We start from the raw sequence: 25,498 nt of genomic DNA, 5'->3' as shown, positions 1-25,498 counted from the left end.
GCAGTCAAAGGAACATTAGGGCATCGGCAGGTTTGACGAGGAACTTGAGAGGGGCGCCGGGGCGAGGCGGACATGGATCCGCCTGCCTTGAGCAATTCCCGTGGGCGCAGTGGATGCGCTGGGAACTGACGCTTTTTTACGCGACGTTGATGTTGACGGTGCTGTTGGTGGATTCGTTGTTCGAAAAATTCACACGTTCCTTGTTGTGCATGTCTTCATGCGCAATCTTGTTTTGATCACCTTCACCTTGCTTGTTGCCAGATTGCGACTGAGCCATTTGACCGGCCGCTTTGGCGAGCTCGGTCACAGCTTTGAGGCCCTCTTGGGCCAAACCGGCAACCATAGGGAGCATGGATGTTATTGCGCCGATGGTCATAGTAATTTCTCCGACAGGTACGAGAGGCGAATTCCTCACACTGTCTACGTGGCAAGATCCGCGCACCGAGTTCCAGCCACCAGAGCACAATTCGCTGCCCATAAAAAAGCCCGGCACGATGGCCGGGCTCTCTTTACCGCGAGCGTTGCTTAGGCAGTGAAGGTCTTGCCTTCGAACTGCTCAGCCACGAACTTCCAGTTGACCAGGTTCCAGAACGCTTCCACATACTTTGGACGCACGTTGCGGTAGTCGATGTAGTAAGCGTGTTCCCAGACGTCGCAGGTCAGCAGCGGGGTGTCGCCGCTGGTCAGCGGGTTGCCGGCGCCGATGGTGCTGGCCAGGGCCAGGGAACCGTCAGCCTTTTTCACCAGCCAGCCCCAACCGGAACCGAAGGTGCCGACGGACGTCTTGGTGAACTCTTCTTTGAACTTGTCGAACGAACCGAAAGCGGCGTTGATAGCCTCAGCCAGTGCGCCGGTAGGTTGGCCGCCGGCGTTTGGCGCCAGGCAGTTCCAGTAGAAAGTGTGGTTCCAGACCTGAGCGGCGTTGTTGAAGATGCCGCCTGAAGAAGACTTGACGATTTCTTCCAGGGTCTTGCCTTCGAACTCGGTGCCTGGCACCAGGTTGTTCAGGTTCACGACATAGGTGTTGTGGTGCTTGTCGTGGTGGTATTCCAAGGTTTCCTTGGAAATGTGCGGCTGCAGGGCATCGTGTGCGTAGGGCAGCGGCGGCAATTCGAAAGCCATGATGATTCTCCTAATCAGGTCAGTTGCGGTGAGCGCAAGGCCGATCACGGGCGGCCAAACAAGCGCCGGGGAGTTTGTACTCTTTGCGGCGCAGGGTCCGGATCATAGCACCGGGGGTGCGGCAAAACCACGCAACAACTGTGTGGGATAGAGGTTCCAGAGCGTTTTGGAATATTCATCAAGCACTGATCAATTGATACGCCACGCTGAACATCATCGCCGCCACCAGAAAGTCCAACAACCGCCACGTAGCGGGGCGCGCGAGCCAGGGTGCCAGCCACGCAGCGCCCAATGCCAGTGTGGCAAACCACAGGAATGACGCGCTGGCGGCACCGGCTACATAGGCGCCGGGTTCAGTTTGTTGAGCGCCCAATGAGCCAATCAACAGCACGGTGTCCAGGTACACATGCGGGTTGAGCAGGGTCACCGCCAGGGCGCTGAGCAACACCGCGCGCAGCGAGCGCACCTTGAGGTTTTCGCCCTGTTCCAGACTTTGCCTGGAACACGCTCGGCGCAGCGCCAGGGTGCCGTACCACAGCAGGAATGCCGCGCCACCCCAGCGGGCGATTGCCAGCAGCAGCGGGTTCTGCGCCAGCACCGTGGCCAGGCCGAATACCCCGGCAGCTACAAGTATTGCATCGCACACGATGCACAGCGCGGCCACTGGCAAGTGGTGTTCACGGCGCAGGCTTTGCGCCAGCACGAACGCATTCTGGGTGCCGATCGCCATGATCAGGCCGAGGGCCACCAGCAGCCCGTTCACATAGCTTTGCCACATAAGGGTTACTCCGCGTTTGCTGCCAATTGGCGCAATACATCCATGGCCCGCTCAGCATCGCTGCGGCCGACAAACAGGTGGTCGTGGTAGTAACCGGCGATCACGTTGCAACTGATGCCGGCTTGGCCCAGCGCGCTGGCAAAGGCCGCGGTTAAACCCACGGCTTCCAGGGCGGAGTGCACGTTCAAGGTGATCCACGCAGCTACATAGTCAAACGCCAGCCCGGCGTGCTCTGCCTGTTGGCGCTCTAGAATCAGCGTCAACCCTTCCTGTTCGCGAAAGCTGCCGATCACGTCGCACCCCTCCGGCACGCGCTGATCGGGCAGGGTGCAGAACACATAATCGCCGTCATTGAGGTGCGGGCTCATGCTGCGCAGCAGGATTGCCAGGGCGGTTTCACCGGCCATGTGAGAATTCCTTGATAGAGAGAGAAGCAATGCTGGTCATTCTCACGGGCTACGCTGTATAAGAAAAACCAATATTGCTGATCGCTCATTAGAGAAACTGATGTTCGACTATAAATTGCTGTCCGCATTGGCCGCGGTGGTAGAACAGGCCGGCTTTGAACGCGGCGCCCAGGTGCTGGGGCTTTCGCAGTCGGCGATTTCTCAACGCATCAAGTTGCTTGAGGCGCGCATCGGTCAGCCGGTGTTGGTGCGGGCCTCGCCGCCGACGCCCACCGACATCGGCCGGCGCCTGCTCAACCACATGCAACAAGTGCGCTTGCTGGAGCGCGACCTGCAAAGCCAGGTGCCGGCACTGGACGAGGAGGGCATGCCCGAGCGTTTGCGCATCGCGCTGAATGCCGACAGCCTTGCCACCTGGTGGGCTGAGGCCGTCAGCGACTTTTGCGCCGAGCAGCATTTGCTGCTGGACCTGGTGGTGGAAGACCAGACCGTCGGCCTCAAGCGCATGCGCGCCGGTGAGGTGGCGGCCTGTATTTGCGCCAGCGAGCGTCCCGTGGCTGGGGCGCGCAGCCTGTTGCTCGGCGCCATGCGTTATCGCGCGTTGGCCAGCCCTGCGTTTATTGCCCGGCATTTCCCTGACGGTGTGCGTGCCGATCAACTGGCACGAACACCGGCGCTGGTGTTCGGCCCGGATGATTTCCTGCAACACCGTTACCTGGCGTCCCTGGGAGTAGATGGCGGTTTCGAGCACCATTTATGCCCGTCGTCCGAAGGCTTTATCCGTTTGACCGAAGCCGGCCTGGGCTGGGGGCTGGTACCCGAATTACAGGTGCGCGACCAACTGCAAACCGGCGTATTGGTCGAGTTGTTGCCAGATAAGCCCATCGACGTGCCGTTGTACTGGCATCATTGGCGCAGTGGCGGGCAACTGTTGGGCTTGTTGACCGACCATTTGGCCCAGGCATGTGGCCAATGGTTGGTGCCCTATCAGCAGTAACAAGCGTCAAGCTGCAAGCTGCAAGAGAAAGCTTGCGGATCGTTTTTAACTTGTGGCTTGAAGCTTGACGCTGGCAGCTGCATCCGTAGGAGGCTACATGAAGATTCTGGTCACCGGCGCAAGCGGCTTCATCGGCGGGCGCTTCGCGCGGTTCGCTCTGGAGCAAGGCCTGGACGTGCGGGTCAACGGGCGGCGCGCCGAAGGTGTGGAACACCTGGTACGGCGCGGTGCCGAGTTTATCCAGGGTGATTTGAATGATGCCGACCTTGTGCGCGATCTGTGCCGAGACGTCGAAGCCGTGGTGCATTGCGCCGGTGCCGTCGGGCTGTGGGGCAAGTATCAGGACTTCCATCAAGGCAATGTGCTGGTCACTGAAAACGTCGTCGAAGCCTGTCTCAAGCAGCGCGTCGGCCGGCTGGTGCACCTGTCGTCGCCGTCGATCTACTTCGACGGGCGTGATCACCTGGGGCTGACCGAAGAGCAAGTGCCAAAGCGCTTCAAGCACCCGTATGCCGCTACCAAGTACCTGGCGGAGCAGAAGGTGTTCGGTGCTCAGGAATTCGGCCTGGAAGTGCTGGCCTTGCGCCCGCGCTTTGTCACGGGCGCCGGTGACATGAGCATTTTTCCGCGCCTGTTGAAAATGCAGCGCAAGAACCGCCTGGCCATCGTCGGCGATGGCCTGAACAAGGTCGATTTCACCAGCGTGCACAACCTCAACGAAGCGTTGCTCAGCAGCTTGCTGGCGACCGGCTCGGCGCTGGGCAAGGCCTACAACATCAGCAACGGCGCGCCTGTGCCGGTGTGGGACGTGGTCAACTACGTGATGCGCCAGATGGACATGCCCCAGGTCACGCGTTATCGGTCTTACGGCTTGTCCTACAGCGTGGCGGCGTTGAACGAGGCATTCTGCGCGATGTGGCCGGGGCGTCCGGAGCCAGCGTTGTCGCGCCTGGGCATGCAGGTGATGAACAAAGATTTCACCCTCGACATCAGCCGCGCGAGGCATTATCTCGACTACGAGCCCAAGGTCAGCCTGTGGACCGCCCTCGACGAATTCTGCAGTTGGTGGAAAGCTCAGGATCCGGGGCTCAAGTAAGTTCACAAGCGGCAATACATCGGGAACCGAATGTGCGGTTCCGGGTCGATCAGTGCGGCGCGAACGCGGTTTATACTGCCGTCGCTCGGCTTTTCAGGTAGCCATCTCACCGATTCAGGGTTGATTCATGCGTAACGATGCTAAAGACGATTTCGACAACGTTCCCAGCCTGCGGGCGGACATCGGGGACGATGATGATTTCGAGCTGACACCTGCTACCTCCGTGCGCTCGCGCAATACGCCGGTGGTCAAGGTCAAGAGTGCCACGACCGGCCCGTTGTGGGCACTGGTGGGCGCGCTGCTGATCGCCTTTGCGGGCCTTGCCTGGTGGAGCTTTCAGCAGATCTCCCTGATGGGTCAGCAATTGGTTGCCACGCAAGAAAGCTTTGCGCGCATCAGTGAAGAAGCGGCGGGGCGTTTGCAGGACATATCCGGCAAGGTGGTCGCCAGCGAAGCCAACGTGAACAACGGCAGCGAAGCGCTCAAGTTGCAAATCAAGCAGCTGGAAGCGCAGTTGCAGGAGCAAGGCAAGCAGCAGGTCGGCGTCGCCGGCCAGGCGAGCGAGCTGGACCAGCGCCTGGCGCAAATGACCGCCAGCACGACCGACCTGGCCAATGCGAATGCCAAGTTACAGGGCCAGGTGCAGGCGTTGACCGACGCGGTGGCAACGCTCAAGGCGGCGCAAGGCGAAATCAAGGACCTGTCTGCCGACGTGGCTGCCCTGAAAAAACAGGGCAACCCGAGCGCGGCGATTGCGCGCCTGGAGCAGGACCTGGTGGTACTCAAAAGCGCTCAGGAAAACCAGCCCGCCAACAGCGATGCGCCGACCAATAAAGAGTTCGACGTGTTCCGCATCCAGACCACGCGCAACATCACCACGTTGCAGAGCCAGGTGCAGAACCTGCAGCAACAGCTCAACGAGCCGGCGAAAGTCAGGCCTCTAGGAGGGCAGTGATAGTCGGAGTGAGCCGGTTTTAACTGTGGGAGCTGGCTTGACTGCGATAGCGGTCTGTCAGCTCATGCTTTGTAACTGACCCACCGCTGTCGCAGGCAAGCCAGCTCCCACAATCAGATGGGGGCCAGAGTTGGACGCAGGGCTCGCGTCTGAATTGTCACCGGCTGGTGACATTTCCAGCCCCCTTCGTTACTTGCCCTCATCGCACCCTTGTTTAGACTCCGGTCATCCCATAAAAAATAATAAGGGCTACCCATGACCATGCAACCACTGCCTGCCAGTAGTTGGCTGAACGCACCTGCCCATCACAGCTGGCTCGCCACCGAAGGCCAGCGCCTGCTGGCATTCGCCAAGGCCTCGCGCCTGCCTGACGGTTTTGGCAACCTCGATGATCAAGGCCAATTGCCGGCCGATGCCCACGCCGAAACCATGAACACCGCCCGCATGACCCACAGCTTCGCCATGGCCCACGCCATGGGCCTGCCCGGTTATGCCGACCTGGTGGCGCACGGCGTCGCGGCCCTGAGTGGCCCATTGCGTGATAGCGAGCACGGCGGTTGGTTCGCCGCGGCCCACGCCGTCGATGGCAACCGTGGCAAGGCCGCTTACCTGCATGCTTTCGTTGCCCTTGCCGCGAGTTCGGCGGTGGCAGTGGGCGCGCCCGGTGCTCAGAATCTGTTGAACGACGCCGTGCACATCATCGACCAGTTTTTCTGGAGCGAGGAGGAGGGCGCCATGCTCGAGTCCTTTGCCCAGGACTGGACCGGTGTGGAGGCTTACCGCGGCGCCAACAGCAACATGCACGCTACCGAAGCGTTTCTGGCGCTGGCCGATGTCACCGCAGACACGCGCTGGCTGGACCGCGCACTGCGCATTGTCGAGCGCGTTATTCACACCAGCGCCGCCGGCAACCAGTTCATGGTCATCGAGCATTTCGACGCCCAGTGGCAACCGCTGCTGGGCTACAACGAAGACAATCCCGCCGACGGCTTTCGCCCTTATGGCATCACCCCCGGCCACGGTTTTGAGTGGGCACGGCTGCTGCTGCACCTGGAGGCCGCCCGCCTGCAAGCCGGGCTGACGACCCCGAACTGGCTGGTCACCGATGCCAAGGGCTTGTTCGCCAGTGCCTGCGAATACGCCTGGGCCGTGGACGGTGCGCCGGGCATTGTCTACACGCTCGATTGGAACCACCGCCCGGTGGTGCGCGAGCGCCTGCACTGGACCCATGCCGAAGCCAGCGCCGCTGCCCAAGCGCTGCTCAAACGCACCGCAGAGCTGCATTACGAAACCTGGTATCGGCGGTTCTGGGAGTTTTGCGAAAACCACTTTATCGACCGTGTCCATGGCAGCTGGCACCACGAGCTGAGCCCGCACAACCAGCCCAGCAGCAGGATCTGGGGCGGCAAGCCGGACCTTTATCACGCCTGGCAAGCGGTGGTGCTGCCTGCGCTACCCTTGTCACCCAGCATAACCAGCGCTTTGGCACAGGGTTGTTATGTCACCAAATGGTGACATTTGTACGTCCCTTTGTTACCTGCGCCTTGAAAATCCCTGTTTAAACTCCGTGCAGCGCAAGCTCTAGACTTGCATGCATAACAACAAGAAAAGGTACTCAGATGAACGCGATTAATCGCCTCGCCGTAGCTATTTCCATTGCCTCGTTGTTTCCCCTCAGTGCATTTGCCGCCGACTCGAAAGGGACGGTTGAAGTTGTGCATTGGTGGACCTCGGGCGGTGAAAAAGCGGCTGTAGATGTCCTGAAGGCCCAAGTTGAGAAAGACGGCTTCACCTGGAAAGACGGTGCTGTCGCAGGCGGCGGTGGTGCCACGGCCATGACCGTGCTGAAAAGCCGCGCAGTTGCCGGCAACCCGCCTGGCGTTGCCCAGATCAAAGGCCCCGACATCCAGGAATGGGCGTCCACTGGCTTGCTCGACACCGACGTGCTCAAAGACGTCGCCAAAGAAGAAAAGTGGGACTCCCTGCTCGACAAGAAAGTCTCCGATACCGTGAAGTACGAAGGTAACTACGTTGCCGTACCGGTCAACATCCACCGCGTCAACTGGCTGTGGATCAACCCGGAAGTCTTCAAGAAAGCCGGTATCACCAAGAACCCGACCACCCTCGAAGAATTCTACGCAGCCGGCGACAAGCTCAAAGCCGCGGGCTTCATTCCGCTTGCCCACGGTGGCCAGCCTTGGCAGGACAGCACCGTATTCGAAGCGGTCGTACTGTCGGTGATGGGTGCCGACGGCTACAAGAAAGCCCTGGTTGACCTGGACAACGGCGCGCTGACCGGTCCTGAGATGGTCAAGGCCCTGACTGAGCTGAAGAAAGTCGCGACCTACATGGACGTCGACGGCAAAGGCCAGGACTGGAACCTGGAAGCAGGCAAAGTCATCAACGGCAAGGCCGGCATGCAGATCATGGGTGACTGGGCCAAGTCCGAGTGGACCGCCGCCAAGAAAGTCGCCGGTAAGGATTACGAGTGCGTAGCCTTCCCGGGCACCGACAAAGCCTTCACCTACAACATCGACTCCCTGGCGGTGTTCAAGCAGAAAGACAAAGGCACTGCTGCCGGTCAGCAGGACATCGCCAAAGTCGTGCTGGGTGAAAACTTCCAGAAAGTCTTCAGCATCAACAAGGGCTCGATCCCTGTGCGCACCGACATGCTCAACGAAATGGACAAGCTCGGTTTCGACTCCTGCGCCCAGACCGCTGCCAAAGACTTCCTGGCTGACGCCAAGACGGGCGGCCTGCAGCCAAGCATGGCGCACAACATGGCCACCACCCTGGCCGTGCAAGGTGCGTTCTTTGATGTCGTGACCAACTACATCAACGACCCGAAAGCCGACCCGGCCGACACCGCCAAGAAACTCGGCGCTGCGATCAAGTCTGCGAAGTAACGGTTAGCACGGCTGATCCTTGTGAGGGGAAACCCCCTGACCCCTCACAAGGTTTGTTCCTGTAGTCCTTTTTCCCTGTACTGGATTTTCCCATGAGTTCTGTTGCTGTGTTCAGCAAGGCCTCGCCGTTCGATGCACTGCAGCGCTGGCTCCCTAAACTGGTGCTGGCGCCCAGCATGTTCATCGTGCTGGTGGGCTTTTATGGCTACATCCTGTGGACGTTCGTGCTGTCGTTCACCACATCCACCTTCCTGCCAAGTTACAAATGGGCCGGCCTTGCGCAATACGCGCGGTTGTTCGACAACGACCGCTGGTGGGTAGCGAGCAAGAACCTGGCTGTTTTTGGCGGGATGTTTATCGGTATCACCCTGGTGATTGGCGTGACCCTGGCGATTTTCCTCGACCAGAAAATCCGTCGCGAAGGTTTTATCCGCACCATTTACCTGTACCCGATGGCGCTCTCGATGATCGTCACCGGTACCGCCTGGAAATGGCTGCTCAACCCGGGCATGGGCCTGGACAAACTTCTGCGTGACTGGGGCTGGGAAGGCTTCCGCCTGGACTGGCTGATCGACCCCGACCGCGTCGTGTACTGCCTGGTGATTGCCGCCGTGTGGCAAGCCTCGGGCTTCATCATGGCGATGTTCCTCGCCGGCCTGCGTGGCGTTGATCAGTCGATCATCCGTGCCGCGCAGATCGACGGTGCGAGCCTGCCGCGCATCTATTGGAGCGTGGTGCTGCCCAGCCTGCGTCCGGTGTTCTTCAGTGCGGTAATGATCCTGGCGCACATCGCTATCAAGAGCTTCGACCTGGTGGCGGCAATGACCGCCGGCGGCCCGGGCTACTCCTCCGACCTGCCTGCGATGTTCATGTACTCGTTCACCTTCAGTCGTGGCCAGATGGGCATGGGCTCGGCCAGTGCAATCCTGATGCTCGGCGCGATCCTCGCGATCATCGTGCCTTACCTGTACTCCGAGCTGAGGACCAAGCGTAATGACTAGTCTCGCTTCCAAACCGACCATCAGCCTGAGTCGCGTCGCGATCTACGCGGTGCTGATCCTCGCGGTGCTGCTGTACCTGGTGCCGCTGGTGGTGATGCTGCTGACCAGCTTCAAAACCCCGGAAGACATCAGCACCGGCAACCTGCTGAGCTGGCCGACCGTGGTCACCGGCATCGGCTGGGTCAAGGCCTGGGCCACTGTAGATGGCTACTTCTGGAACTCGATCAAGATCACCGTTCCGGCCGTATTGATCTCCACCGCCATCGGCGCGTTGAATGGCTATGTGCTGTCGTTCTGGCGCTTCAAAGGCTCGCAGTTGTTCTTCGGCCTGTTGTTGTTCGGCTGCTTCCTGCCGTTCCAGACCGTACTGCTGCCGGCCTCGTTCACCCTCGGCAAAATGGGCCTGGCCAGCACCACCACCGGCCTGGTGTTTGTGCACGTAGTCTACGGGTTGGCGTTTACTACACTGTTCTTTCGTAACTACTACGTGAGCATTCCGGATGCGCTGATCAAGGCGGCACGACTGGACGGTGCGGGTTTTTTCACCATCTTCCGTCAGATCATTCTGCCGATGTCGACGCCGATCATCATGGTCTGCCTGATCTGGCAGTTCACCCAGATCTGGAACGACTTCCTGTTCGGTGTGGTGTTCTCCAGCGGCGACTCGCAGCCCATCACGGTGGCGCTGAACAACCTGGTCAACACCAGCACCGGGGCCAAGGAATATAACGTGGATATGGCGGCGGCGATGATCGCCGGGCTGCCGACCCTGCTGGTCTATGTGATCGCAGGCAAGTATTTCGTGCGCGGCCTCACGGCCGGCGCGGTCAAGGGGTAATCATGGCTACGCTTGAACTTCGCAATGTAAACAAGACCTATGGCGCCGGCCTGCCCGACACCTTGAAGAACATCGAACTGTCGATCAAGGAAGGCGAGTTCCTGATCCTGGTCGGCCCTTCGGGTTGCGGCAAATCCACGCTGATGAACTGCATCGCCGGGCTTGAAACCATCACCGGCGGCGCGATCATGATCGGTGATAAAGACGTCAGCGGCATGAGCCCCAAGGATCGCGACATCGCCATGGTGTTCCAGTCCTACGCGCTGTACCCGACCATGAGCGTGCGCGAGAACATCGAGTTCGGCCTGAAGATTCGCAAAATGAGCCAGGCCGATATCGACACCGAAGTGGCGCGGGTGGCCAAGCTGCTGCAGATCGAACACTTGCTCAACCGTAAACCGGGACAACTGTCCGGTGGCCAGCAACAGCGTGTGGCCATGGGCCGTGCCCTGGCACGTCGGCCGAAGATCTATCTGTTCGACGAACCGCTGTCCAACCTCGACGCCAAGCTGCGCGTCGAGATGCGCACCGAAATGAAACTGATGCACCAGCGTCTGAAAACCACCACCGTCTACGTCACCCACGATCAGATCGAAGCGATGACCCTGGGCGACAAAGTGGCGGTGATGAAGGACGGCATCATCCAGCAGTTCGGCACGCCAAAAGAGATCTACAACAACCCGGCCAACCAATTTGTGGCGAGCTTCATTGGTTCGCCGCCGATGAACTTCGTGCCGCTGCGCCTGCAACGCAAGGACGGTCGTCTGGTGGCGCTGCTCGACAGCGGCCAGGCGCGCTGCGAGCTGGCGCTTAACGTGTCGGACGCCGGCCTCGAAGACCGCGACGTGATCCTGGGCCTGCGCCCGGAGCAGATCATGCTGGCGGCAGGCGAGGGCGACAGCGCATCGAGCATTCGTGCCGAAGTCCAGGTCACCGAGCCGACTGGTCCGGACACCCTGGTGTTCGTGCAACTGAACGACACCAAGGTCTGCTGCCGCCTGGCGCCCGACGTGGCGCCGCAGGTGGGCGAGACCCTGACCCTGCAATTCGATCCAGCCAAGGTGCTGCTGTTTGACGCCAACACCGGCGAGCGCCTGGGCACTGCCGCTTCATTGCCAGCACAGGACCGTGCGGATAATGTGGCCAAATTCAAGGGACGCTGAGTGTTGCGCCTGAATGGATAACTTGTTGTTTTGGTTAAAAAAAGTAACCCGCGTTAGATAAAAACAGTTTAATAACAATAAAGACGAGGATGTAGGGATGAAAAAGCAACACAACAACACCCGGCTGATCTGCCAACTGTCAGCGGCAGCAGCCCTGGTATTGTCCGCCAATGCGATGGCGGACGATGCTTTCAGTGCCGATTCCAAGTGGATGACCGGCGATTGGGGCGGTGAGCGTACCAAGCTGATCGAGCAAGGTATCGATATCAAGGCTGACTACGTTGGGGAAGTCGGTGGCAACCTGAGCGGTGGCTACAACAACGACAAAACTGCCCGTTACGCTGACCAGTTCGGTCTGGGCGTAGCACTGGATCTGCAAAAGCTGTGGGGCTGGGATAACACCCAGGCCAAGATCCAACTGACCAACCGGAACGGCGCAAACATCTCCAATGACCGTATTGGTGACCCGCGTGCCGGCACTTTGAGTTCGTCTCAAGAAGTTGATGGCCGAGGCCACATGGTGCGTCTGACCCAGTTCTGGATTCAGCACCAGATGTTCGACAACAAGTTGGACGTGAAGCTCGGTTACTTCGGTGAAGGCGAAGACTTCAACACCTTCCCGTGCGACTTCCAGAACCTGTCGTTCTGCGGCTCGCAAGTGGGTAACTACGTCAACACCTGGTACAACTGGCCTGTCAGCCAGGCGGCGATCCGCGTGAAGTACAACATCACGCCTGAGCTGTATGCGCAAATCGGTGCGTACAACCAGAACCCATCGCAGCTGGAGCACGGCAACGGCTTCAAACTCAGCGGCAGCGGCACCAAGGGCACCGTATTGCCGGTGGAATTGGTCTGGTCGCCGAAGGTCAATGGCCTGCCGGGCGAATACCGTGTGGGTTACTACAAGAGCACCGCTGACGCTACCGACGTACGTGAAGACGTCAACGGTAACGATGCGGGCACCACCGGTGCAGCGTTCCGTGTGCGCAGCAGCAAAAGCGGCTACTGGGGCGTTCTGCAACAGCAACTCACCACGCACAATGGCGATGCTTCGCGCGGCCTGAACATTGCGGCCAACGTGACTTTCCACGACAAAGACACCAACCTGGTCGACAACTACCAGTCGCTGATGCTTGTGTATAAAGGGCCATTCGACGCACGTACCAAAGATGACGTCGGTATCGGTGTTTCCCGCATCCATGCCAACAGTGACGTGAAGAAAAACGCTGAGCTGCTCAACGCGGCCGGTGGCTTCACCGACTACGACCAGTCCGGTTACGCACCGCTGCGTAACACCGAGTACAACGTCGAACTCAACTACGGCATCCACGTCACCAACTGGCTGACCGTGCGTCCTAACCTGCAATACATCGCCAACCCAGGTGGTGTGAAACAAGTCGACAACGCGGTAGTAGCGGGCCTGAAAATTCAGTCTACGTTCTAACGCTGTTGCGATAAGCTCCTTCTCTCTGTGCGCATTTTGCGGATAGCCATGGCTATCCGCTTTTTTTTGGATTGCACTGTGAAGAACTTCAGGACCGTGGCACATGCATGAGCATCCGCTGCAACGCTTTTTCAAATCCCTGCGCGAGCGTCCGGTGTTCGCCTGGGAACGCTTTCAGATGCGCGACGTGTTGGTCATCGACCATCCGTTGTGTCAGGCAGTGTTCAGCCGTCAGGGCGCGCAATTGCTGCACTTTCAACCGCGTGGCCAGAAACCCTGGCTGTGGTGCGCGGCCAAGTGGCCGCAAGTCGGCGCCATCCGAGGCGGCGTGCCGGTGTGCTGGCCGTGGTATGGGCGCCATCCGAGCGAAAACGCGTGGCCTTCCCATGGGTGGGCGCGGCTGATCGACTGGAAACTGCTCGACAGCAGCACCGACGACGACGGCGTGCGCCTGCACTGGCAATTGCAGCTGTGCGACTGGCAGGTCGACCTGCATGCACACCTGGGTGAAACCCTGGAACTGCGCCTGTGCACCGAGCATCAGGACGAGTTGCCGTGCCAATTGAGCCATGCTTTGCACGCCTATTGGCGTATTGGTCACGTGGATGAGATAGCGCTGTCTGGGCTTGATGGCGCGCAAGGTTACGACCAGCTCAATCGCCAGGCTTGCCAGCAGGAAGGCGAGCTGCGCGTGGATGGCGGGTGCCAACGGGTGTTCCAGCACGAGGGCGAATTACACCTCAAGGACCACGCCTGGCAACGCGAATTGTGCATCGACACCGGCGACAGCGCCGACACCGTGGTGTGGCACCCGGGCAGCCGGCCGTTGTTGGGCGTGAGCTTTAACGAGGCGTCAGGGTTTGTGTGCGTGGAGTCGGCGATGGCCGGTGCGAGCTTGGCACCGGGGGAGAGGGCGCATTTGAGTTTGCAGGCCAGGGCAGGGGCTTAGTGGTGCCCCCGATGAGGCCAGTGAAGCCAGCACACAGGCTGGCTTAGTTGAACTCATCCCCCACCGGATACCGGCTGTCATTCAGGCTCTCTTTGATCTTGCGCAAATGCGGCTGGAAATCCACCCCACGGCGCAAGGTCATGCCGGTCGCCAGCACATCCAGCACGGTGAGCTGGATGATCCGCGAGGTCATTGGCATGTAGATGTCCGTGTCTTCGGGCAGCGGAATGTTCAGGCTTACCGTACTGGCCTTGGCCAGTGGCGAGTTCTCGGCGGTCACGCCCAGCACTGATGCACCGTTTTCCCGGGCGATGCGCGCCACTTCCACCAACTCACGGGTACGCCCGGTGTAGGAAATAATCACGAACAGCTCGCCCGTATGCGCCACAGACGCGATCATGCGCTGCATCAGCACGTCGGCATGGGCAGTCACGGCCAGGTTGAAGCGGAAAAACTTGTGCAGCGCATCCATGGCCACCGGGGCCGAAGCGCCAAGGCCGAAGAAGTGGATCTGCCGCGCCTGGATCAACAGGTCCACGGCCTTGCTGATCAGGGCCGGGTCCAGGGCCTGGCAGGCGCTGTCCAGCGAGGCAATCGCGCTGCCAAAGATCTTCTGCGTGTAGGCCTCAGGGTTATCATCGGCTTCCACGGCGCGGCTGACATACGCTGCGCCACTGGCCAAACTTTGCGCCAGCTGCAATTTAAGTTCAGGGTAACCGCTGACGCCGAACGAACGGCAGAAACGGTTGACCGTCGGTTCACTGACCGAGGCGGCTTGGGCGAGGGCGGCGATAGAGAAGCGGGTCGCCTGCTGCGGGTTGAGCAGGATAACCTCGGCGACTTTTTTCTCGGCCTTGTTCAATTCTTCGAGGCGGTTCCGGATCTGTTCCAGAAGATTTCGCACGCGGTCCATTCAGTCTTTCCTTCGGGCGACGATGCAAATTAAGGGCGGTAACCAATCGACGAGTGGTTCTTTGCGGTGGCCTATCCTACTGAGGGTAGCTGAACACCACCACTCGGAATGCGTATTTCGGGAAAATGTTGTGGTTATTACTACATTTTTCCTTGAGTGATGCCTTGAAAAAAGGTATTTGTAGCTTAACTTGATAAAAGAACAAACATCATGCCTTCGATAACCGTAGAACCCTGCACCTTTGCCCTGTTTGGCGCGTTGGGTGATCTGGCGCTGCGCAAGTTATTTCCTGCTCTCTATCAACTCGATGGCGCGGGCCTCCTGCACGACGACACGCGCATTCTGGCCCTGGCCCGTGAGGCCGGCTCCGAACAGCAACACATGGCCCACATCGAGAAAGAACTGCGTAAGTACGTCGGCAAGGAACTTGATGAAGCCGTGGCCACACGCTTCCTCGCGCGCCTGGCCTATGTGCATGTCGATTTCATGAAAGCCGACGATTACGTCGGCCTGGCCGAGAAGGTCGGTAGCGACCAACGCCTGATCGCCTATTTCGCCACCCCGGCGGCTGTTTACGGGGCGATTTGCGAAAACCTGGCCAAGGTCGGCCTGGCGGAAAACACCCGCGTCGTGCTGGAAAAACCCATCGGTTCGGACCTGGAGTCCTCGCGCAAGGTCAACGACGCCGTGGCGCAGTTTTTCCCGGAAAACCGCACCTACCGTATCGACCACTACCTGGGCAAAGAGACGGTCCAGAACCTGATCGCGTTGCGTTTTGCCAACAGCCTGTTCGAAACCCAGTGGAACCAGCACTACATTTCCCACGTGGAAATCACCGTGGCCGAGCAAGTGGGTATCGAAGGCCGCTGGGGTTACTTCGACAAGGCCGGCCAGCTGCGCGACATGATCCAGAACCACCTGTTGCAACTGCTTTGCCTGATCGCCATGGACCCGCCGGCCGACCTGTCCGCCGACAGCATCCGTGACGAGAAGGTCAAGGTGCTCAAGGCGCTGGCGCCGATCAGCCCGGAAGGCCTGACCACCCAAGTGGTGCGCGGCCAGTACATCGCCGGCTACAGTGCTGGTAAACCGGTGCCGGGTTACCTGGAAGAAGAGAACTCCAACACCCAGAGCGACACCGAAACGTTTGTCGCCCTGCGTGCCGATATTCGTAACTGGCGTTGGGCCGGGGTGCCGTTCTACCTGCGTACCGGCAAGCGCATGCCGCAAAAGCTGTCGCAGATCGTCATCCACTTCAAGGAACCGTCCCACTACATCTTCGCCCCCGAGCAGCGCCTGCAGATCAGCAACAAACTGATCATCCGCCTGCAGCCGGACGAAGGTATTTCCTTGCGTGTGATGACCAAGGAGCAGGGTCTGGACAAGGGCATGCAACTGCGCAGTGGCCCGCTGCAACTGAATTTTTCCGACACCTATCGCAGCACCCGTATTCCGGATGCCTACGAGCGGTTGTTGCTGGAAGTGATGCGCGGCAATCAAAACCTGTTTGTTCGCAAAGATGAAATCGAAGCCGCGTGGAAGTGGTGTGACCAGTTGATCGCCGGGTGGAAAAAATCCGGTGATGCGCCCAAGCCGTACGCGGCGGGCTCCTGGGGGCCGATGAGCTCAATTGCACTGATCACGCGGGATGGGAGGTCATGGTATGGCGATATCTGAATTGAAACTGCCTCAGGGCGTAACTGCTCATGAGTACCGCACGCCTGTATTGCTGGCCGATGGCCTGGCCAATGACGTGGCCGAGCAACTGCGCGCGGCCATCAGTGCCCGTGGCGAGGCGACCCTGGTGGTGTCCGGCGGCCGCAGCCCTGTGGCGTTTTTCCAGAACCTGGCCAAACAGGGGCTGGACTGGTCCAAGGTCACCATCACGCTGGCCGACGAACGTTGGGTGCCGGTGGAGCACGCCGACAGCAATGCCGGCCTGCTGAAGAAATACTTGCTGCAAGGTCCAGCGGCCAAGGCCAAGTTCCTCAGCCTGTATCACGTTGCGGCCACGCTTGAAGATGCCGCCGAACTGGCCGATCGCCAGTTGGCAGAGTTGCCCGCCATCGACGTGCTGGTACTCGGCATGGGCGATGACGGCCACACCGCGTCGCTGTTCCCCAACAGCCCGAACCTGGCTGAAGCACTCAAGGCCGACGGTACCCGCCGTTGCTGGCCGATGCTTGCGCCGACCGTGCCGCACCAGCGCCTGACCATGAGTCGCGCGTTGCTGGCCACGGCCCACTACACCGTGCTGTCGATTTCCGGCAGCGCAAAATTGACCACCTTGAGCGCCGCGCTGGCCAGTGACGACGTTGCTGCCATGCCGATTCGCGCGTTTTTGCAACCTACTTTAGAGATTTACTGGTGCCCATGAGCCAAGGATCAGCCGCTATGAAAAGCCCTCAACCGACCGTGTCCATGGCGGATAAAGTTGCCTTGATCGACAGCCTCTGCGCCAAGGCGCGGATCCTGCCGGTGATCACCATCGCCCGCGAACAGGACATTCTGCCGCTGGCCGATGCCCTGGCAGCTGGCGGTTTGACCGCATTGGAAGTGACCTTGCGTTCCGAGTTCGGCCTCAAGGCGATTCAAGTGCTGCGCGAGCAACGCCCTGAATTGTGCACCGGTGCCGGCACCGTGCTCGACCGTCACATGCTCGAAGCCGCCGAAGTGGCCGGCTCGCAGTTTATCGTCACGCCAGGCATTACCCGTGACCTGCTGGAAGCCTCGGTGCACAGCCCGATCCCGTTGCTGCCAGGCATCAGCAATGCCTCCGGCATCATGGAAGGCTATGGCCTGGGTTATCGCCGCTTCAAGCTGTTCCCGGCAGAAGTGAGCGGCGGCGTTGCTGCGATCAAGGCGCTGGGTGGTCCGTTCGGCGAAGTGAAATTCTGCCCAACCGGCGGCGTTGGCCCGGCCAACATCAAAAACTACATGGCGTTGAAAAACGTGATGTGCGTGGGCGGTAGCTGGATGCTTGATCCGGAGTGGATCAAGAACGGCGACTGGGCCCGCATCCAGGAAGTCACCGCACAGGCGCTGGCACTGCTGGATTGAGCTGATTTACCGAATCGTTGTTGCTGTGCTTAACGGCATTTTTGCGGCGCACTTGGTCGGTGTGCCGCTTTTTTTTGCCTGTAGAAAACCTCAAATCTAACGCTGAGCAATGTGGGAGCGGGCTTGCTCGCGAATGCGCTGGTTCAGTTGGCCTATTCGTCGACTGACCCAGCCTATTCGCGAGCAAGCCCGCTCCCACATTTCAGTCCGCGCTTAGCTCGGTTATTGCTTTGACCAAGGCATCGATGTCCGCCGCGGAAGTCACCAACCCCGGCGTCACCCGAATGCAGCTGCCAAAGGCCGCGCCGACACGGGTGGTGGTAAACAGGTCGTAGTCCTTGAGCAACCGATCCGCCATCACCTGCTGATCACGTCCGGTGAACTTGAACCCCGTGATCCCGCAATACAGCCGTGGGTCATCCGGCGTCAGCACCTCGATGCCCGGCAACTGACGCACCGGGTTCACCCACAGATCCCGCAGGTAATTGACCCGTGCGCCCTTGGCCGCCGAGCCACCCAGTGCACGGTGCTCTTCCAGCACCAGCGGCAAGGTCATCAGCGTCGGGAAATTCGGTGTGCTGTAGGGCGTACGCGCGCGAACATCGGTGGCCGGGTAATGACACTCGCCCATGTCCGGGTCGATATCGGCCAGGCGCTCCGGGGCGATGTACAGAAAGCCCAGGGTCAGCGGCGCGCCGATCCATTTGTGCAAATTGAAGCCGGCGAACTGGATGCCCAGTTGGGCGAGGTTGAATTCGATCTGGCCCAGGGCATGGGCGCCATCGAGGATCACATCCACGCCGTGCTCACGTGCGGCTGTGGCAATCGCCTCGACGGGCATTACCAGGCCGGTGCGGTGGGTCACGTGGGTCAGGGCCATCAACTTGAGGCGCGGGTACTGCACAAACGCAGTGCGATAAGTCTGCACCAGGCTGTCGAAACTGGCCGGGTGAGTGTGGGATAACTCGATCACCTCCACGCCGCGATAGCCCGCCAGCCAGCGCATCGCGCCTTTGACCGTGTCGTACTCCAGGTCGCTGATCAGCACTTGGTCGCCCGGTTGCAGGTTGTTGTAGTTGCGGATCAGTGACTGCAAAGCTTCTGTGGCATTGCGGGTGAACGCAATCGACTCCGGGTCGGCGTCGATCAGTCCGGCCAGTTGGCGGCGCACCTTGTCGTTTTCACCCTGCTCAAAGCGCTGGCGCACATACAGCGAGTTGCTGCGGTTGATAAACGCGACGTGCTCCAGGTACTGCGCCCGTACCGCGTGGCTCATACGCCCGAAGTAGCCGTTTTCCAGATTGATCGGGCCAGGTTCCAGCTCATAGCGCTGGGCAATGGCCTGCCAGTGACGTTCGTTATCTGCATTCCTTGGCATGGGGAGGCTCTCAGTGGCGGGGGGCAGGTTTGCCGTGCTTTACGCGCAGCGGTTCCAATAGTTCGGACAGGCCGTTGTGGTCGATTTCCTGCATCAACGCCAGCAAGCCGCCCAACTCGCCGTGAGGGAAACCCTCACGGGCAAACCAGTTCAGGTAGGGGCCGGGCAAGTCGGCGATGATCCGTCCCTTGTATTTGCCGAAGGGCATTTCGCGGGTGATCAGCAATTCAAGTTTTTCGGGGTTCATGGGCTTCAAGCGTTCAAGTCGAGACCTTGGAAAATACAGGCATTCTGCATGAAGGCCAAATGACAGATCATGCAAATAACTCGCATACAGATGGTTCAATAATTTTTATCTTGTTGAAAAATAAGGGAAAAGTTGTTTTTTAAAACTTGGCACGGGCGCTGCAATCATTAATACACGTTTCTTAACCCGCACAAGGAATTGAAAAATGACTGACATCAACAAAGAATCGATCTCTGTACTTAACGACCTGATCGAGACCAGCAAAGACGGCCAGAAAGGCTTCGCAACTTGTGCTGAAGACATCAAGCATCCAGAGCTCAAAGCGCTCTTCCAGAAACGTGCCGCCGATTGCGCCAGCGCTGCCGCTGAGCTGCAAACCGCTGTGAAAGCCCTGGGTGGCGATCCGGAAAATTCCGGTTCGGTTGCCGGCGCACTGCACCGTGGTTGGGTCGACGTGAAATCGATGGTTACCGGCAAAGATGAAGAAGCCGTGCTGAACGAAGCTGAGCGCGGTGAAGACCACGCACTGAAGGCTTACAAAGAAGCGATCGAGAAGATCAACAAGCACAACCTGCTGGGTATTCGTGACCTGGTTGAGCGTCAGTTCCACGGCGCCCAACGTAACCACGATCAGGTGAAAGCCCTGCGTAACCAGGCTCGCGCTCAGTCTTGAGTAGCGCCTGATTAGAAAAAGCCCCGCTGATGCGGGGCTTTTTTATGGGCGATTTTTATACCCGGGTATCAGCCGATGCTGATCGGCGGCAGTTCGGTCAATGTCACCACCTGCTGCTTGCGGGGTGCGAGGATTTCCGCCTCACCGTCCACTACCAGCTCATCACGCTGGTTGAACACGCGAGTGGCGATGCGCACGCGAAACTTGGGCAGCTTCTCGAGGATTTCCAGACGCACGGTCAAGGTGTCGCCGATTTTCACTGGCTTCTGGAAGCTCATCTGCTGGCCGATATAGATAGTGCCCGGCCCAGGCAGCTCGCAGGCAACGGCCGCGCTGATCAGGGCGCCGCTGAACATGCCGTGGGCGATACGCTCCTTGAACATGGTCGCCTTGGCGTACTCGGCATCCAGGTGCACCGGGTTGTGGTCGCCGGACATCGCGGCAAACAACTGGATATCACGCTCTTCGACGGTCTTGCTGTAGCTGGCGGTCTGACCGACTTCGAGGGCTTCGTACGGGGTGTTGGTAACCTGAGTCATCTCGGGGTGCATCCTGTGGCTAATCGGTAATTAAATAGTATGATTTTAAGCGTTTGATTTTAAACGAAAAATTATTCGCAGCGGGTCGGCCTGCGCAAGGTCAGAGCCTGTTGCAACCACGCCAGTACATCCGCTGTGACTTCATCACGGTTGGTTTCGTTGAACACTTCATGACGCGCCTGCGGGTAGATATTCAATTGCAGGTGCTGACAGCCGGCCTCACGCAACGCATGGGCCAGGCTTTTGAGACGCTTGCCTTCACTCACCGGATCACATTCGCCGCCCATCACCAGGATCGGCAGGCCCGGATCGATCTGCGCGAGATTGGACGCTTTGCTGATTTGCTGCAAGCCGCCCAGCAGGTCGATCCACAACTGGTTGGTGCAACGAAAGCCGCAAAGCGGGTCGGTGATGTACTGGTCGACCTCGACCGGGTCGCGACTGAGCCAATCAAACGCCGTTCGGTTGGGCTTGAAGGCTTTATTGAACGAGCCGAACGACAGGAACTCGATCAGCGCACTGCGCCCGCGCAAACCCTGGCGTGCCCGCTCGATACGAGCAATCACCGCCGCCGCGCGGTACAGCGCAATCGGCTGGAAATTCGAACCGCTGAGAATCGCGCCATTCAGGCTGGCGCTGTGGTGCAGCAGGTAGGCCTGGGCGATGTAGCTGCCCATGCTGTGGCCCAGCAGAATAATGGGCAGCCCCGGCTGCTGCTGGCCGATGTGCTGGTTGAGGCTGGCCAGGTCGCCCACCACTTTGTTCCAGCCGTCCTTTTCGGCGTACAGCCCCAGCGTGCCTTCATCGGCGGTGCGGCCATGACCGCGCTGGTCCAGCGCATACAAGCCGTAACCGGCACCGCACAGGGCTTGGGCCAGGCGTGAATATCGACCACTGTGCTCGGCCATGCCGTGGGACAGCATGATAATTGCCCGGGTTTCGCCTTCCGGCAGCCATTGATTGACGTACAGGCGGCTGCGGTCATTCGCGGTCAGCCAGAAGGTGCTGTGGTTCATGGCGCTTCCTTTGCTCAGGGTCGTTGCAGTGTATAGCTCATCCTCGGGCTTGCGTCTGATCAGTGCAGGCCCTTGTAGGAAGATTCACGCAATTAATGACGCTCTTTCCTGTATTTGCCTGTTTGGCCATAGCTGCTAACGTCCCCAAAGCTCCGCTTTTTATAGCAGCACGTTTTTTATCGCTGCAGCGGTCGGACACACTCAGGTAAGAGGACAAGAATAATGCAACCTGATTTCTGGAATGACAAACGCGCCGCGGGCGTTCCCAGCGACATCGATCTCACCACGTACAAGTCGGTGATCGAAGTCTTCGAACGTTCCTGCAAGGCCTTTGCCGACCGTCCGGCGTTCAGCAACATGGGCATCACCCTGACCTACGCCGAGCTTGAGCGCCAGAGTGCAGCGTTCGCCGGTTACCTGCAGCAACACACCGACCTCAAGCCGGGCGAGCGTATCGCGGTGCAGCTGCCCAACGTGCTGCATTACCCGATTGCCGTGTTCGGCGCACTGCGCGCCGGGCTGATCGTGGTCAACACCAACCCGTTGTACACCCCGCGCGAGATGCGTCACCAGTTCAAGGATGCCGGCGTGCGTGCGCTGGTGTACCTCAACCTGTTTGGTGCGAGGGTGCAGGAGGTGTGCGCCGACACCGAGATCGACTACCTGATCGAAGCCAAAATGGGCGACTTCATGCCGGCTGCCAAGGGCTGGTTGATCAACACCGTGGTCGACAAAGTCAAGAAAATGGTCCCGGCCTACCACCTGCCACGGGCGGTGTCGTTTAAACGCGCGTTGCGCATGGGCGCGGGGCAGGGGTTGATCCGGCATCCGGTCACGCTGGATGACATCGCCGTGCTGCAATACACCGGCGGCACCACTGGCCTGGCCAAGGGTGCGATGCTCACTCACGGCAACCTGGTTGCGAATATGCAGCAGGTCCGGGCGTGCATGTCCCAGGTCACCGACGATGGCCAGCCGTTGGTAAAGGAAGGGCAGGAGGTGATGATCGCGCCACTGCCGCTGTACCACATCTATGCCTTCACGGCGAACTGCATGTGCATGATGGTGACCGGCAACCACAACGTGCTGATCACCAACCCGCGCGACATCGGCGGGTTCATCAAAGAGCTGAAAAAGTGGCGGTTCTCCTGCCTGCTGGGGCTCAACACCCTGTTTGTGGCACTGCTGGACCACCCCGACTTCAAGACCCTGGATTTCTCCCACCTCAAGATCACCAACTCCGGCGGCACCGCCCTGATCAAGGCCACGGCCGAGCGCTGGAAGGCGGTGACCGGGTGTTCCATCGGCGAAGGCTACGGCCTGACAGAAACCTCACCCGTGGCCAGCACCAACCCGTACGGCAGCCAATCGCGCCTGGGCACGGTGGGGATTCCAGTGCCGGGTACAGCGATGAAGGTGATCGACGATGACGGGCACGAGCTGCCATTGGGTGAGCGCGGCGAGCTGTGCATCAAGGGCCCACAGGTGATGAAGGGTTACTGGCAGCAGCCGGCCGCTACCGCCGAGGCGCTGGACGCCGACGGTTGGTTCAAGACGGGTGACATTGCGGTGATCGACAACGATGGCTTCGTCAGCATTGTTGATCGCAAGAAAGACCTGATCATCGTTTCGGGCTTCAACGTTTATCCCAACGAGATCGAAGACGTGGTGATGGCCCACCCGGCGGTGGCCAACTGCGCGGTCATCGGCGTGCCGGATGACCGCACCGGGGAGGCGGTGAAGCTGTTTGTCGTGGCGCGTACCCAAGGCGTGAGCCTTGAAGAACTGAAGGCGTACTGCAAGACCAATTTCACCGGGTACAAAGTGCCCAAGCATATTGTGTTGCGCGACTCGCTGCCGATGACGCCGGTGGGCAAGATTTTGCGCAGGGAGCTTCGCGACATCGCCTGACCCTGATTGAAATCCACTCAAAATGTGGGAGGGGGCTTGCCCCCGATGGCGGTGTATCAGTCAGCAGATGTGTTGGCTGAAACACCGCCATCGGCGGCAAGCCTCCTCCCACATTGTTATTTACTGCCCTGAAAACCCTATTCCAGAGCCTTTTGCTGGGATATTTCATCGCTGCTTAAAGTGTGACCAAATATTGTAGGACAGTCATGTTTATGACCGTAGGGGCCCCTTTTGGCTCTAGGCGGCCCTTGGCAAAGCTGCTACTCTCGGCGCGCTTTGTGACTTCTCGGCCTGCTTGAAAGCGCCAGACTCACCTTTAAAAAAACATACACCAATAATAATCGCATCAAATGCGATGATGAATTCGCGTCGCTGAGGAGTGGGCTTCCATGAACGAAGACTTTTGGAAGGATAAGTACCCCGCCGGGATTGCTGCAGACATCAATCCAGACGAGTATCCAAATATTCAGGCGGTACTGAAACAGTCCTGCCAGCGCTTCGCCGACAAGCCGGCTTTCACCAACCTGGGCAAAACAATCACCTACGGTGAACTGTACGAATTGTCCGGTGCTTTCGCCGCTTACCTGCAACAACATACCGACTTGAAGCCTGGCGATCGCATCGCCGTGCAACTGCCCAACGTCCTGCAATACCCGGTTGCGGTGTTCGGCGCCATCCGTGCCGGCCTGATCGTGGTCAACACCAACCCGCTGTATACCGCGCGGGAAATGGAACACCAATTCAATGATTCCGGGGCCAAGGCCCTGGTCTGCCTGGCGAACATGGCGCACCTGGCTGAAAAAGTCGTGCCCAAGACCGCCGTCAAACACGTGATCGTCACCGAAGTCGCCGACCTGTTGTCGCCGTTCAAGCGCCTGCTGATCAACAGCGTCATCAAGTACGTGAAGAAAATGGTCCCGGCCTATCACTTGCCCAAGGCGATCAAGTTCAACGACGTGCTGGCCAAGGGGCACGGCCAGGCGGTCAATGATGCCAGCCCGGCCAGCAGCGATGTTGCCGTGCTGCAATACACCGGCGGCACCACCGGCGTGGCCAAGGGCGCGATGCTCACCCACCGCAACCTGGTCGCCAACATGCTGCAGTGCAAGGCGCTGATGGGCTCCAACCTCAACGAAGGTTGCGAAATCCTGATCACGCCGCTGCCGCTGTACCACATCTATGCCTTCACCTTTCATTGCATGGCGATGATGCTGATCGGCAACCACAACATCCTGATCAGCAACCCGCGCGACTTGCCGGCGATGGTCAAGGAACTGTCGAAGTGGAAGTTCAGCGGCTTTGTCGGCCTCAACACGTTGTTCGTGGCGCTGTGCAATAACGAAGGTTTCCGCAAGCTGGACTTCTCTGCGCTGAAAGTCACCCTGTCCGGCGGCATGGCCCTGCAACTGGCTGCGGCCGAGCGTTGGAAAGACGTGACCGGTTGCAACATCTGCGAAGGCTACGGCATGACCGAAACCAGCCCGGTGGCGACGGTCAATCCGATCCAGAACATCCAGATCGGCACCATCGGCATTCCAGTGCCATCGACTGTGTGCAAAGTCATCACCGACGACGGCGTCGAGCTGGCCCTCGGTGAAATCGGCGAACTGTGCGTCAAAGGCCCGCAAGTGATGAAGGGCTACTGGCAGCGCGAAGACGCTACCGCCGAAATCCTCGACAGCGAAGGCTGGTTGAAGACCGGTGACATCGCGATCATCCAGCCTGACGGCTACATGCGCATCGTCGACCGCAAGAAAGACATGATTCTGGTCTCTGGCTTCAACGTCTATCCCAACGAGCTGGAAGACGTGCTGGCAACCTTGCCGGGCGTGCTGCAGTGCGCGGCCATCGGCGTGCCGGATGAAAAATCCGGTGAGCACATCAAGATCTTCATCGTGGTCAAGCCGGGTGCCACCCTGACCAAAGACCAGGTGATGGAGCACATGCGCGCCAACGTCACCGGCTACAAGGTGCCCAAGGCCGTTGAGTTCCGTGATGCGTTGCCGACCACCAACGTGGGCAAGATCCTGCGACGTGAGTTGCGTGATGAAGAGCTGAAGAAGCTTGGCTTGAAAAAGTAACCCAATAAAAACCCCGCAATTGCG

25 protein-coding genes are annotated in these 25,498 nt (G+C 59.4%); 16 read left to right on the top strand and 9 right to left on the bottom strand.

What is annotated here, in order from left to right; genetic code table 11:
* Positions 1–136 precede the first annotated feature (136 nt).
* The 4 genes from L8K08_RS10310 to L8K08_RS10295 all read right to left on the bottom strand — a co-directional run bounded on the left by L8K08_RS10310 (position 137) and on the right by L8K08_RS10295 (position 2,307).
* Positions 137–376, bottom strand: a complete 240-nt coding sequence (locus tag L8K08_RS10310; RefSeq protein ID WP_145159536.1) for a hypothetical protein — start codon at positions 374–376, stop codon at positions 137–139.
* Between the two features lie 149 nt (positions 377–525).
* A complete protein-coding gene (locus L8K08_RS10305) occupies positions 526–1,122 on the bottom strand; it encodes a Fe-Mn family superoxide dismutase (RefSeq protein WP_003212997.1) in 597 nt (198 codons plus the stop codon).
* A 178-nt stretch (positions 1,123–1,300) separates the two neighbouring features.
* Positions 1,301–1,900, bottom strand: a complete 600-nt coding sequence (locus tag L8K08_RS10300) for a LysE/ArgO family amino acid transporter (protein WP_145159534.1) — start codon at positions 1,898–1,900, stop codon at positions 1,301–1,303.
* 5 nt (positions 1,901–1,905) lie between these two features.
* Entirely contained in the window at positions 1,906–2,307 is a 402-nt protein-coding gene (locus L8K08_RS10295; protein WP_242196351.1) for an ACT domain-containing protein, read from the bottom strand.
* Between the two features lie 100 nt (positions 2,308–2,407).
* On the opposite strand from L8K08_RS10295, the gene L8K08_RS10290 reads away from it, so the two are divergent.
* The 10 genes from L8K08_RS10290 (at position 2,408) to L8K08_RS10245 (ending at position 13,656) form a co-directional block, all read left to right on the top strand.
* Complete coding sequence (locus L8K08_RS10290; RefSeq protein ID WP_242196349.1) at positions 2,408–3,304, top strand: LysR family transcriptional regulator ArgP; 897 nt, start codon at positions 2,408–2,410, stop codon at positions 3,302–3,304.
* A 97-nt stretch (positions 3,305–3,401) separates the two neighbouring features.
* Positions 3,402–4,400: an NAD-dependent epimerase/dehydratase family protein gene (locus L8K08_RS10285; RefSeq protein ID WP_145159528.1), complete on the top strand. Its 999-nt coding sequence runs from the start codon at positions 3,402–3,404 to the stop codon at positions 4,398–4,400.
* Positions 4,401–4,527: 127 nt separating this feature from the next.
* Positions 4,528–5,355, top strand: a complete 828-nt coding sequence (locus L8K08_RS10280) for an ATPase (RefSeq protein WP_242196346.1) — start codon at positions 4,528–4,530, stop codon at positions 5,353–5,355.
* 255 nt (positions 5,356–5,610) lie between these two features.
* Positions 5,611–6,870, top strand: coding sequence for an AGE family epimerase/isomerase (locus L8K08_RS10275; RefSeq protein WP_242196342.1), 1,260 nt, complete (start codon positions 5,611–5,613; stop codon positions 6,868–6,870).
* Positions 6,871–6,974: 104 nt separating this feature from the next.
* On the top strand, positions 6,975–8,261 hold the full coding sequence (locus L8K08_RS10270; RefSeq protein ID WP_106578439.1) for an ABC transporter substrate-binding protein: 1,287 nt from the start codon (positions 6,975–6,977) through the stop codon (positions 8,259–8,261).
* Positions 8,262–8,353: 92 nt separating this feature from the next.
* On the top strand, positions 8,354–9,262 hold the full coding sequence (locus L8K08_RS10265) for a sugar ABC transporter permease (protein ID WP_053257700.1): 909 nt from the start codon (positions 8,354–8,356) through the stop codon (positions 9,260–9,262).
* On the top strand, positions 9,255–10,100 hold the full coding sequence (locus L8K08_RS10260) for a carbohydrate ABC transporter permease (protein ID WP_106578440.1): 846 nt from the start codon (positions 9,255–9,257) through the stop codon (positions 10,098–10,100). The genes L8K08_RS10265 and L8K08_RS10260 overlap by 8 nt, the downstream gene beginning before the upstream one ends.
* Positions 10,101–10,102: 2 nt before the next feature.
* Positions 10,103–11,263, top strand: a complete 1,161-nt coding sequence (gene ugpC, locus L8K08_RS10255) for a sn-glycerol-3-phosphate ABC transporter ATP-binding protein UgpC (protein WP_242196339.1) — start codon at positions 10,103–10,105, stop codon at positions 11,261–11,263.
* 97 nt (positions 11,264–11,360) lie between these two features.
* Positions 11,361–12,707 (top strand): carbohydrate porin, encoded by a 1,347-nt coding sequence (locus tag L8K08_RS10250; RefSeq protein WP_145159521.1) that lies wholly within the window; start codon positions 11,361–11,363, stop codon positions 12,705–12,707.
* A gap of 103 nt (positions 12,708–12,810) precedes the next feature.
* Positions 12,811–13,656, top strand: a complete 846-nt coding sequence (locus L8K08_RS10245) for a D-hexose-6-phosphate mutarotase (protein WP_124418336.1) — start codon at positions 12,811–12,813, stop codon at positions 13,654–13,656.
* A 43-nt stretch (positions 13,657–13,699) separates the two neighbouring features.
* Here L8K08_RS10245 and L8K08_RS10240 read toward each other — a convergent pair whose 3' ends face one another.
* Entirely contained in the window at positions 13,700–14,560 is an 861-nt protein-coding gene (locus L8K08_RS10240; RefSeq protein WP_170039859.1) for a MurR/RpiR family transcriptional regulator, read from the bottom strand.
* 219 nt (positions 14,561–14,779) lie between these two features.
* On the opposite strand from L8K08_RS10240, the gene zwf reads away from it, so the two are divergent.
* The 3 genes from zwf to L8K08_RS10225 are packed head-to-tail and all read left to right on the top strand — an operon-like array spanning position 14,780 to position 17,629.
* A complete protein-coding gene (gene zwf / locus L8K08_RS10235) occupies positions 14,780–16,246 on the top strand; it encodes a glucose-6-phosphate dehydrogenase (RefSeq protein WP_106578444.1) in 1,467 nt (488 codons plus the stop codon).
* Positions 16,233–16,946, top strand: coding sequence for a 6-phosphogluconolactonase (gene pgl, locus L8K08_RS10230; RefSeq protein WP_145159519.1), 714 nt, complete (start codon positions 16,233–16,235; stop codon positions 16,944–16,946). The genes zwf and pgl overlap by 14 nt, the downstream gene beginning before the upstream one ends.
* 17 nt (positions 16,947–16,963) lie before the next feature.
* On the top strand, positions 16,964–17,629 hold the full coding sequence (locus L8K08_RS10225; protein ID WP_106578446.1) for a bifunctional 4-hydroxy-2-oxoglutarate aldolase/2-dehydro-3-deoxy-phosphogluconate aldolase: 666 nt from the start codon (positions 16,964–16,966) through the stop codon (positions 17,627–17,629).
* A gap of 202 nt (positions 17,630–17,831) precedes the next feature.
* Here L8K08_RS10225 and L8K08_RS10220 read toward each other — a convergent pair whose 3' ends face one another.
* Together L8K08_RS10220 and L8K08_RS10215 are read right to left on the bottom strand one after the other, a co-directional pair.
* A complete protein-coding gene (locus L8K08_RS10220) occupies positions 17,832–19,007 on the bottom strand; it encodes an aminotransferase class V-fold PLP-dependent enzyme (RefSeq protein WP_242196336.1) in 1,176 nt (391 codons plus the stop codon).
* Between the two features lie 10 nt (positions 19,008–19,017).
* On the bottom strand, positions 19,018–19,254 hold the full coding sequence (locus tag L8K08_RS10215; protein ID WP_017139191.1) for a DUF3820 family protein: 237 nt from the start codon (positions 19,252–19,254) through the stop codon (positions 19,018–19,020).
* Between the two features lie 205 nt (positions 19,255–19,459).
* Between L8K08_RS10215 and L8K08_RS10210 the strand changes: the two genes are divergently transcribed.
* Positions 19,460–19,927, top strand: a complete 468-nt coding sequence (locus L8K08_RS10210) for a PA2169 family four-helix-bundle protein (RefSeq protein ID WP_145159513.1) — start codon at positions 19,460–19,462, stop codon at positions 19,925–19,927.
* Between the two features lie 68 nt (positions 19,928–19,995).
* Here L8K08_RS10210 and L8K08_RS10205 read toward each other — a convergent pair whose 3' ends face one another.
* Both L8K08_RS10205 and L8K08_RS10200 read right to left on the bottom strand, forming a co-directional pair.
* Positions 19,996–20,466 (bottom strand): MaoC family dehydratase, encoded by a 471-nt coding sequence (locus L8K08_RS10205; protein WP_003175719.1) that lies wholly within the window; start codon positions 20,464–20,466, stop codon positions 19,996–19,998.
* Between the two features lie 71 nt (positions 20,467–20,537).
* The gene (locus L8K08_RS10200; RefSeq protein ID WP_145159511.1) at positions 20,538–21,482 is read right to left on the bottom strand and encodes an alpha/beta hydrolase; all 945 of its coding nucleotides are present in this window, start codon (positions 21,480–21,482) and stop codon (positions 20,538–20,540) included.
* Between the two features lie 222 nt (positions 21,483–21,704).
* On the opposite strand from L8K08_RS10200, the gene fadD2 reads away from it, so the two are divergent.
* Positions 21,705–23,393 carry a long-chain-fatty-acid--CoA ligase FadD2 gene (gene fadD2 / locus L8K08_RS10195; protein WP_242196333.1) on the top strand — a complete coding sequence of 563 codons (1,689 nt, stop codon included), beginning with the start codon at positions 21,705–21,707 and terminating at the stop codon, positions 23,391–23,393.
* A gap of 389 nt (positions 23,394–23,782) precedes the next feature.
* Positions 23,783–25,474 carry a long-chain-fatty-acid--CoA ligase FadD1 gene (gene fadD1, locus L8K08_RS10190; protein WP_242196330.1) on the top strand — a complete coding sequence of 564 codons (1,692 nt, stop codon included), beginning with the start codon at positions 23,783–23,785 and terminating at the stop codon, positions 25,472–25,474.
* The last annotated feature ends 24 nt before the right edge of the window (positions 25,475–25,498 follow it).

Origin of the sequence: Pseudomonas sp. TREG-RG-20F-10-E-6-01 (genome assembly GCF_022662455.1) — a bacterium.
Classification (GTDB): Bacteria; Pseudomonadota; Gammaproteobacteria; order Pseudomonadales; family Pseudomonadaceae; genus Aquipseudomonas.
The sequence above is the reverse complement of the archived record's forward strand: the minus strand, read 5'-3'. Positions and strand labels throughout refer to the sequence as shown.

Bases quoted from the DNA above. Each gene is read 5' to 3' on its own strand.
- L8K08_RS10310 (WP_145159536.1), bottom strand. From the start codon at position 376: ATGACCATCGGCGCAATAACATCCATGCTCCCTATGGTTGCCGGTTTG.
- L8K08_RS10305 (WP_003212997.1), bottom strand. From the start codon at position 1,122: ATGGCTTTCGAATTGCCGCCGCTGCCCTACGCACACGATGCCCTGCAG.
- L8K08_RS10300 (WP_145159534.1), bottom strand. From the start codon at position 1,900: ATGTGGCAAAGCTATGTGAACGGGCTGCTGGTGGCCCTCGGCCTGATC.
- L8K08_RS10295 (WP_242196351.1), bottom strand. From the start codon at position 2,307: ATGGCCGGTGAAACCGCCCTGGCAATCCTGCTGCGCAGCATGAGCCCG.
- L8K08_RS10290 (WP_242196349.1), top strand. From the start codon at position 2,408: ATGTTCGACTATAAATTGCTGTCCGCATTGGCCGCGGTGGTAGAACAG.
- L8K08_RS10285 (WP_145159528.1), top strand. From the start codon at position 3,402: ATGAAGATTCTGGTCACCGGCGCAAGCGGCTTCATCGGCGGGCGCTTC.
- L8K08_RS10280 (WP_242196346.1), top strand. From the start codon at position 4,528: ATGCGTAACGATGCTAAAGACGATTTCGACAACGTTCCCAGCCTGCGG.
- L8K08_RS10275 (WP_242196342.1), top strand. From the start codon at position 5,611: ATGACCATGCAACCACTGCCTGCCAGTAGTTGGCTGAACGCACCTGCC.
- L8K08_RS10270 (WP_106578439.1), top strand. From the start codon at position 6,975: ATGAACGCGATTAATCGCCTCGCCGTAGCTATTTCCATTGCCTCGTTG.
- L8K08_RS10265 (WP_053257700.1), top strand. From the start codon at position 8,354: ATGAGTTCTGTTGCTGTGTTCAGCAAGGCCTCGCCGTTCGATGCACTG.
- L8K08_RS10260 (WP_106578440.1), top strand. From the start codon at position 9,255: ATGACTAGTCTCGCTTCCAAACCGACCATCAGCCTGAGTCGCGTCGCG.
- ugpC (WP_242196339.1), top strand. From the start codon at position 10,103: ATGGCTACGCTTGAACTTCGCAATGTAAACAAGACCTATGGCGCCGGC.
- L8K08_RS10250 (WP_145159521.1), top strand. From the start codon at position 11,361: ATGAAAAAGCAACACAACAACACCCGGCTGATCTGCCAACTGTCAGCG.
- L8K08_RS10245 (WP_124418336.1), top strand. From the start codon at position 12,811: ATGCATGAGCATCCGCTGCAACGCTTTTTCAAATCCCTGCGCGAGCGT.
- zwf (WP_106578444.1), top strand. From the start codon at position 14,780: ATGCCTTCGATAACCGTAGAACCCTGCACCTTTGCCCTGTTTGGCGCG.
- pgl (WP_145159519.1), top strand. From the start codon at position 16,233: ATGGCGATATCTGAATTGAAACTGCCTCAGGGCGTAACTGCTCATGAG.
- L8K08_RS10225 (WP_106578446.1), top strand. From the start codon at position 16,964: ATGAAAAGCCCTCAACCGACCGTGTCCATGGCGGATAAAGTTGCCTTG.
- L8K08_RS10220 (WP_242196336.1), bottom strand. From the start codon at position 19,007: ATGCCAAGGAATGCAGATAACGAACGTCACTGGCAGGCCATTGCCCAG.
- L8K08_RS10215 (WP_017139191.1), bottom strand. From the start codon at position 19,254: ATGAACCCCGAAAAACTTGAATTGCTGATCACCCGCGAAATGCCCTTC.
- L8K08_RS10210 (WP_145159513.1), top strand. From the start codon at position 19,460: ATGACTGACATCAACAAAGAATCGATCTCTGTACTTAACGACCTGATC.
- L8K08_RS10205 (WP_003175719.1), bottom strand. From the start codon at position 20,466: ATGACTCAGGTTACCAACACCCCGTACGAAGCCCTCGAAGTCGGTCAG.
- L8K08_RS10200 (WP_145159511.1), bottom strand. From the start codon at position 21,482: ATGAACCACAGCACCTTCTGGCTGACCGCGAATGACCGCAGCCGCCTG.
- fadD2 (WP_242196333.1), top strand. From the start codon at position 21,705: ATGCAACCTGATTTCTGGAATGACAAACGCGCCGCGGGCGTTCCCAGC.
- fadD1 (WP_242196330.1), top strand. From the start codon at position 23,783: ATGAACGAAGACTTTTGGAAGGATAAGTACCCCGCCGGGATTGCTGCA.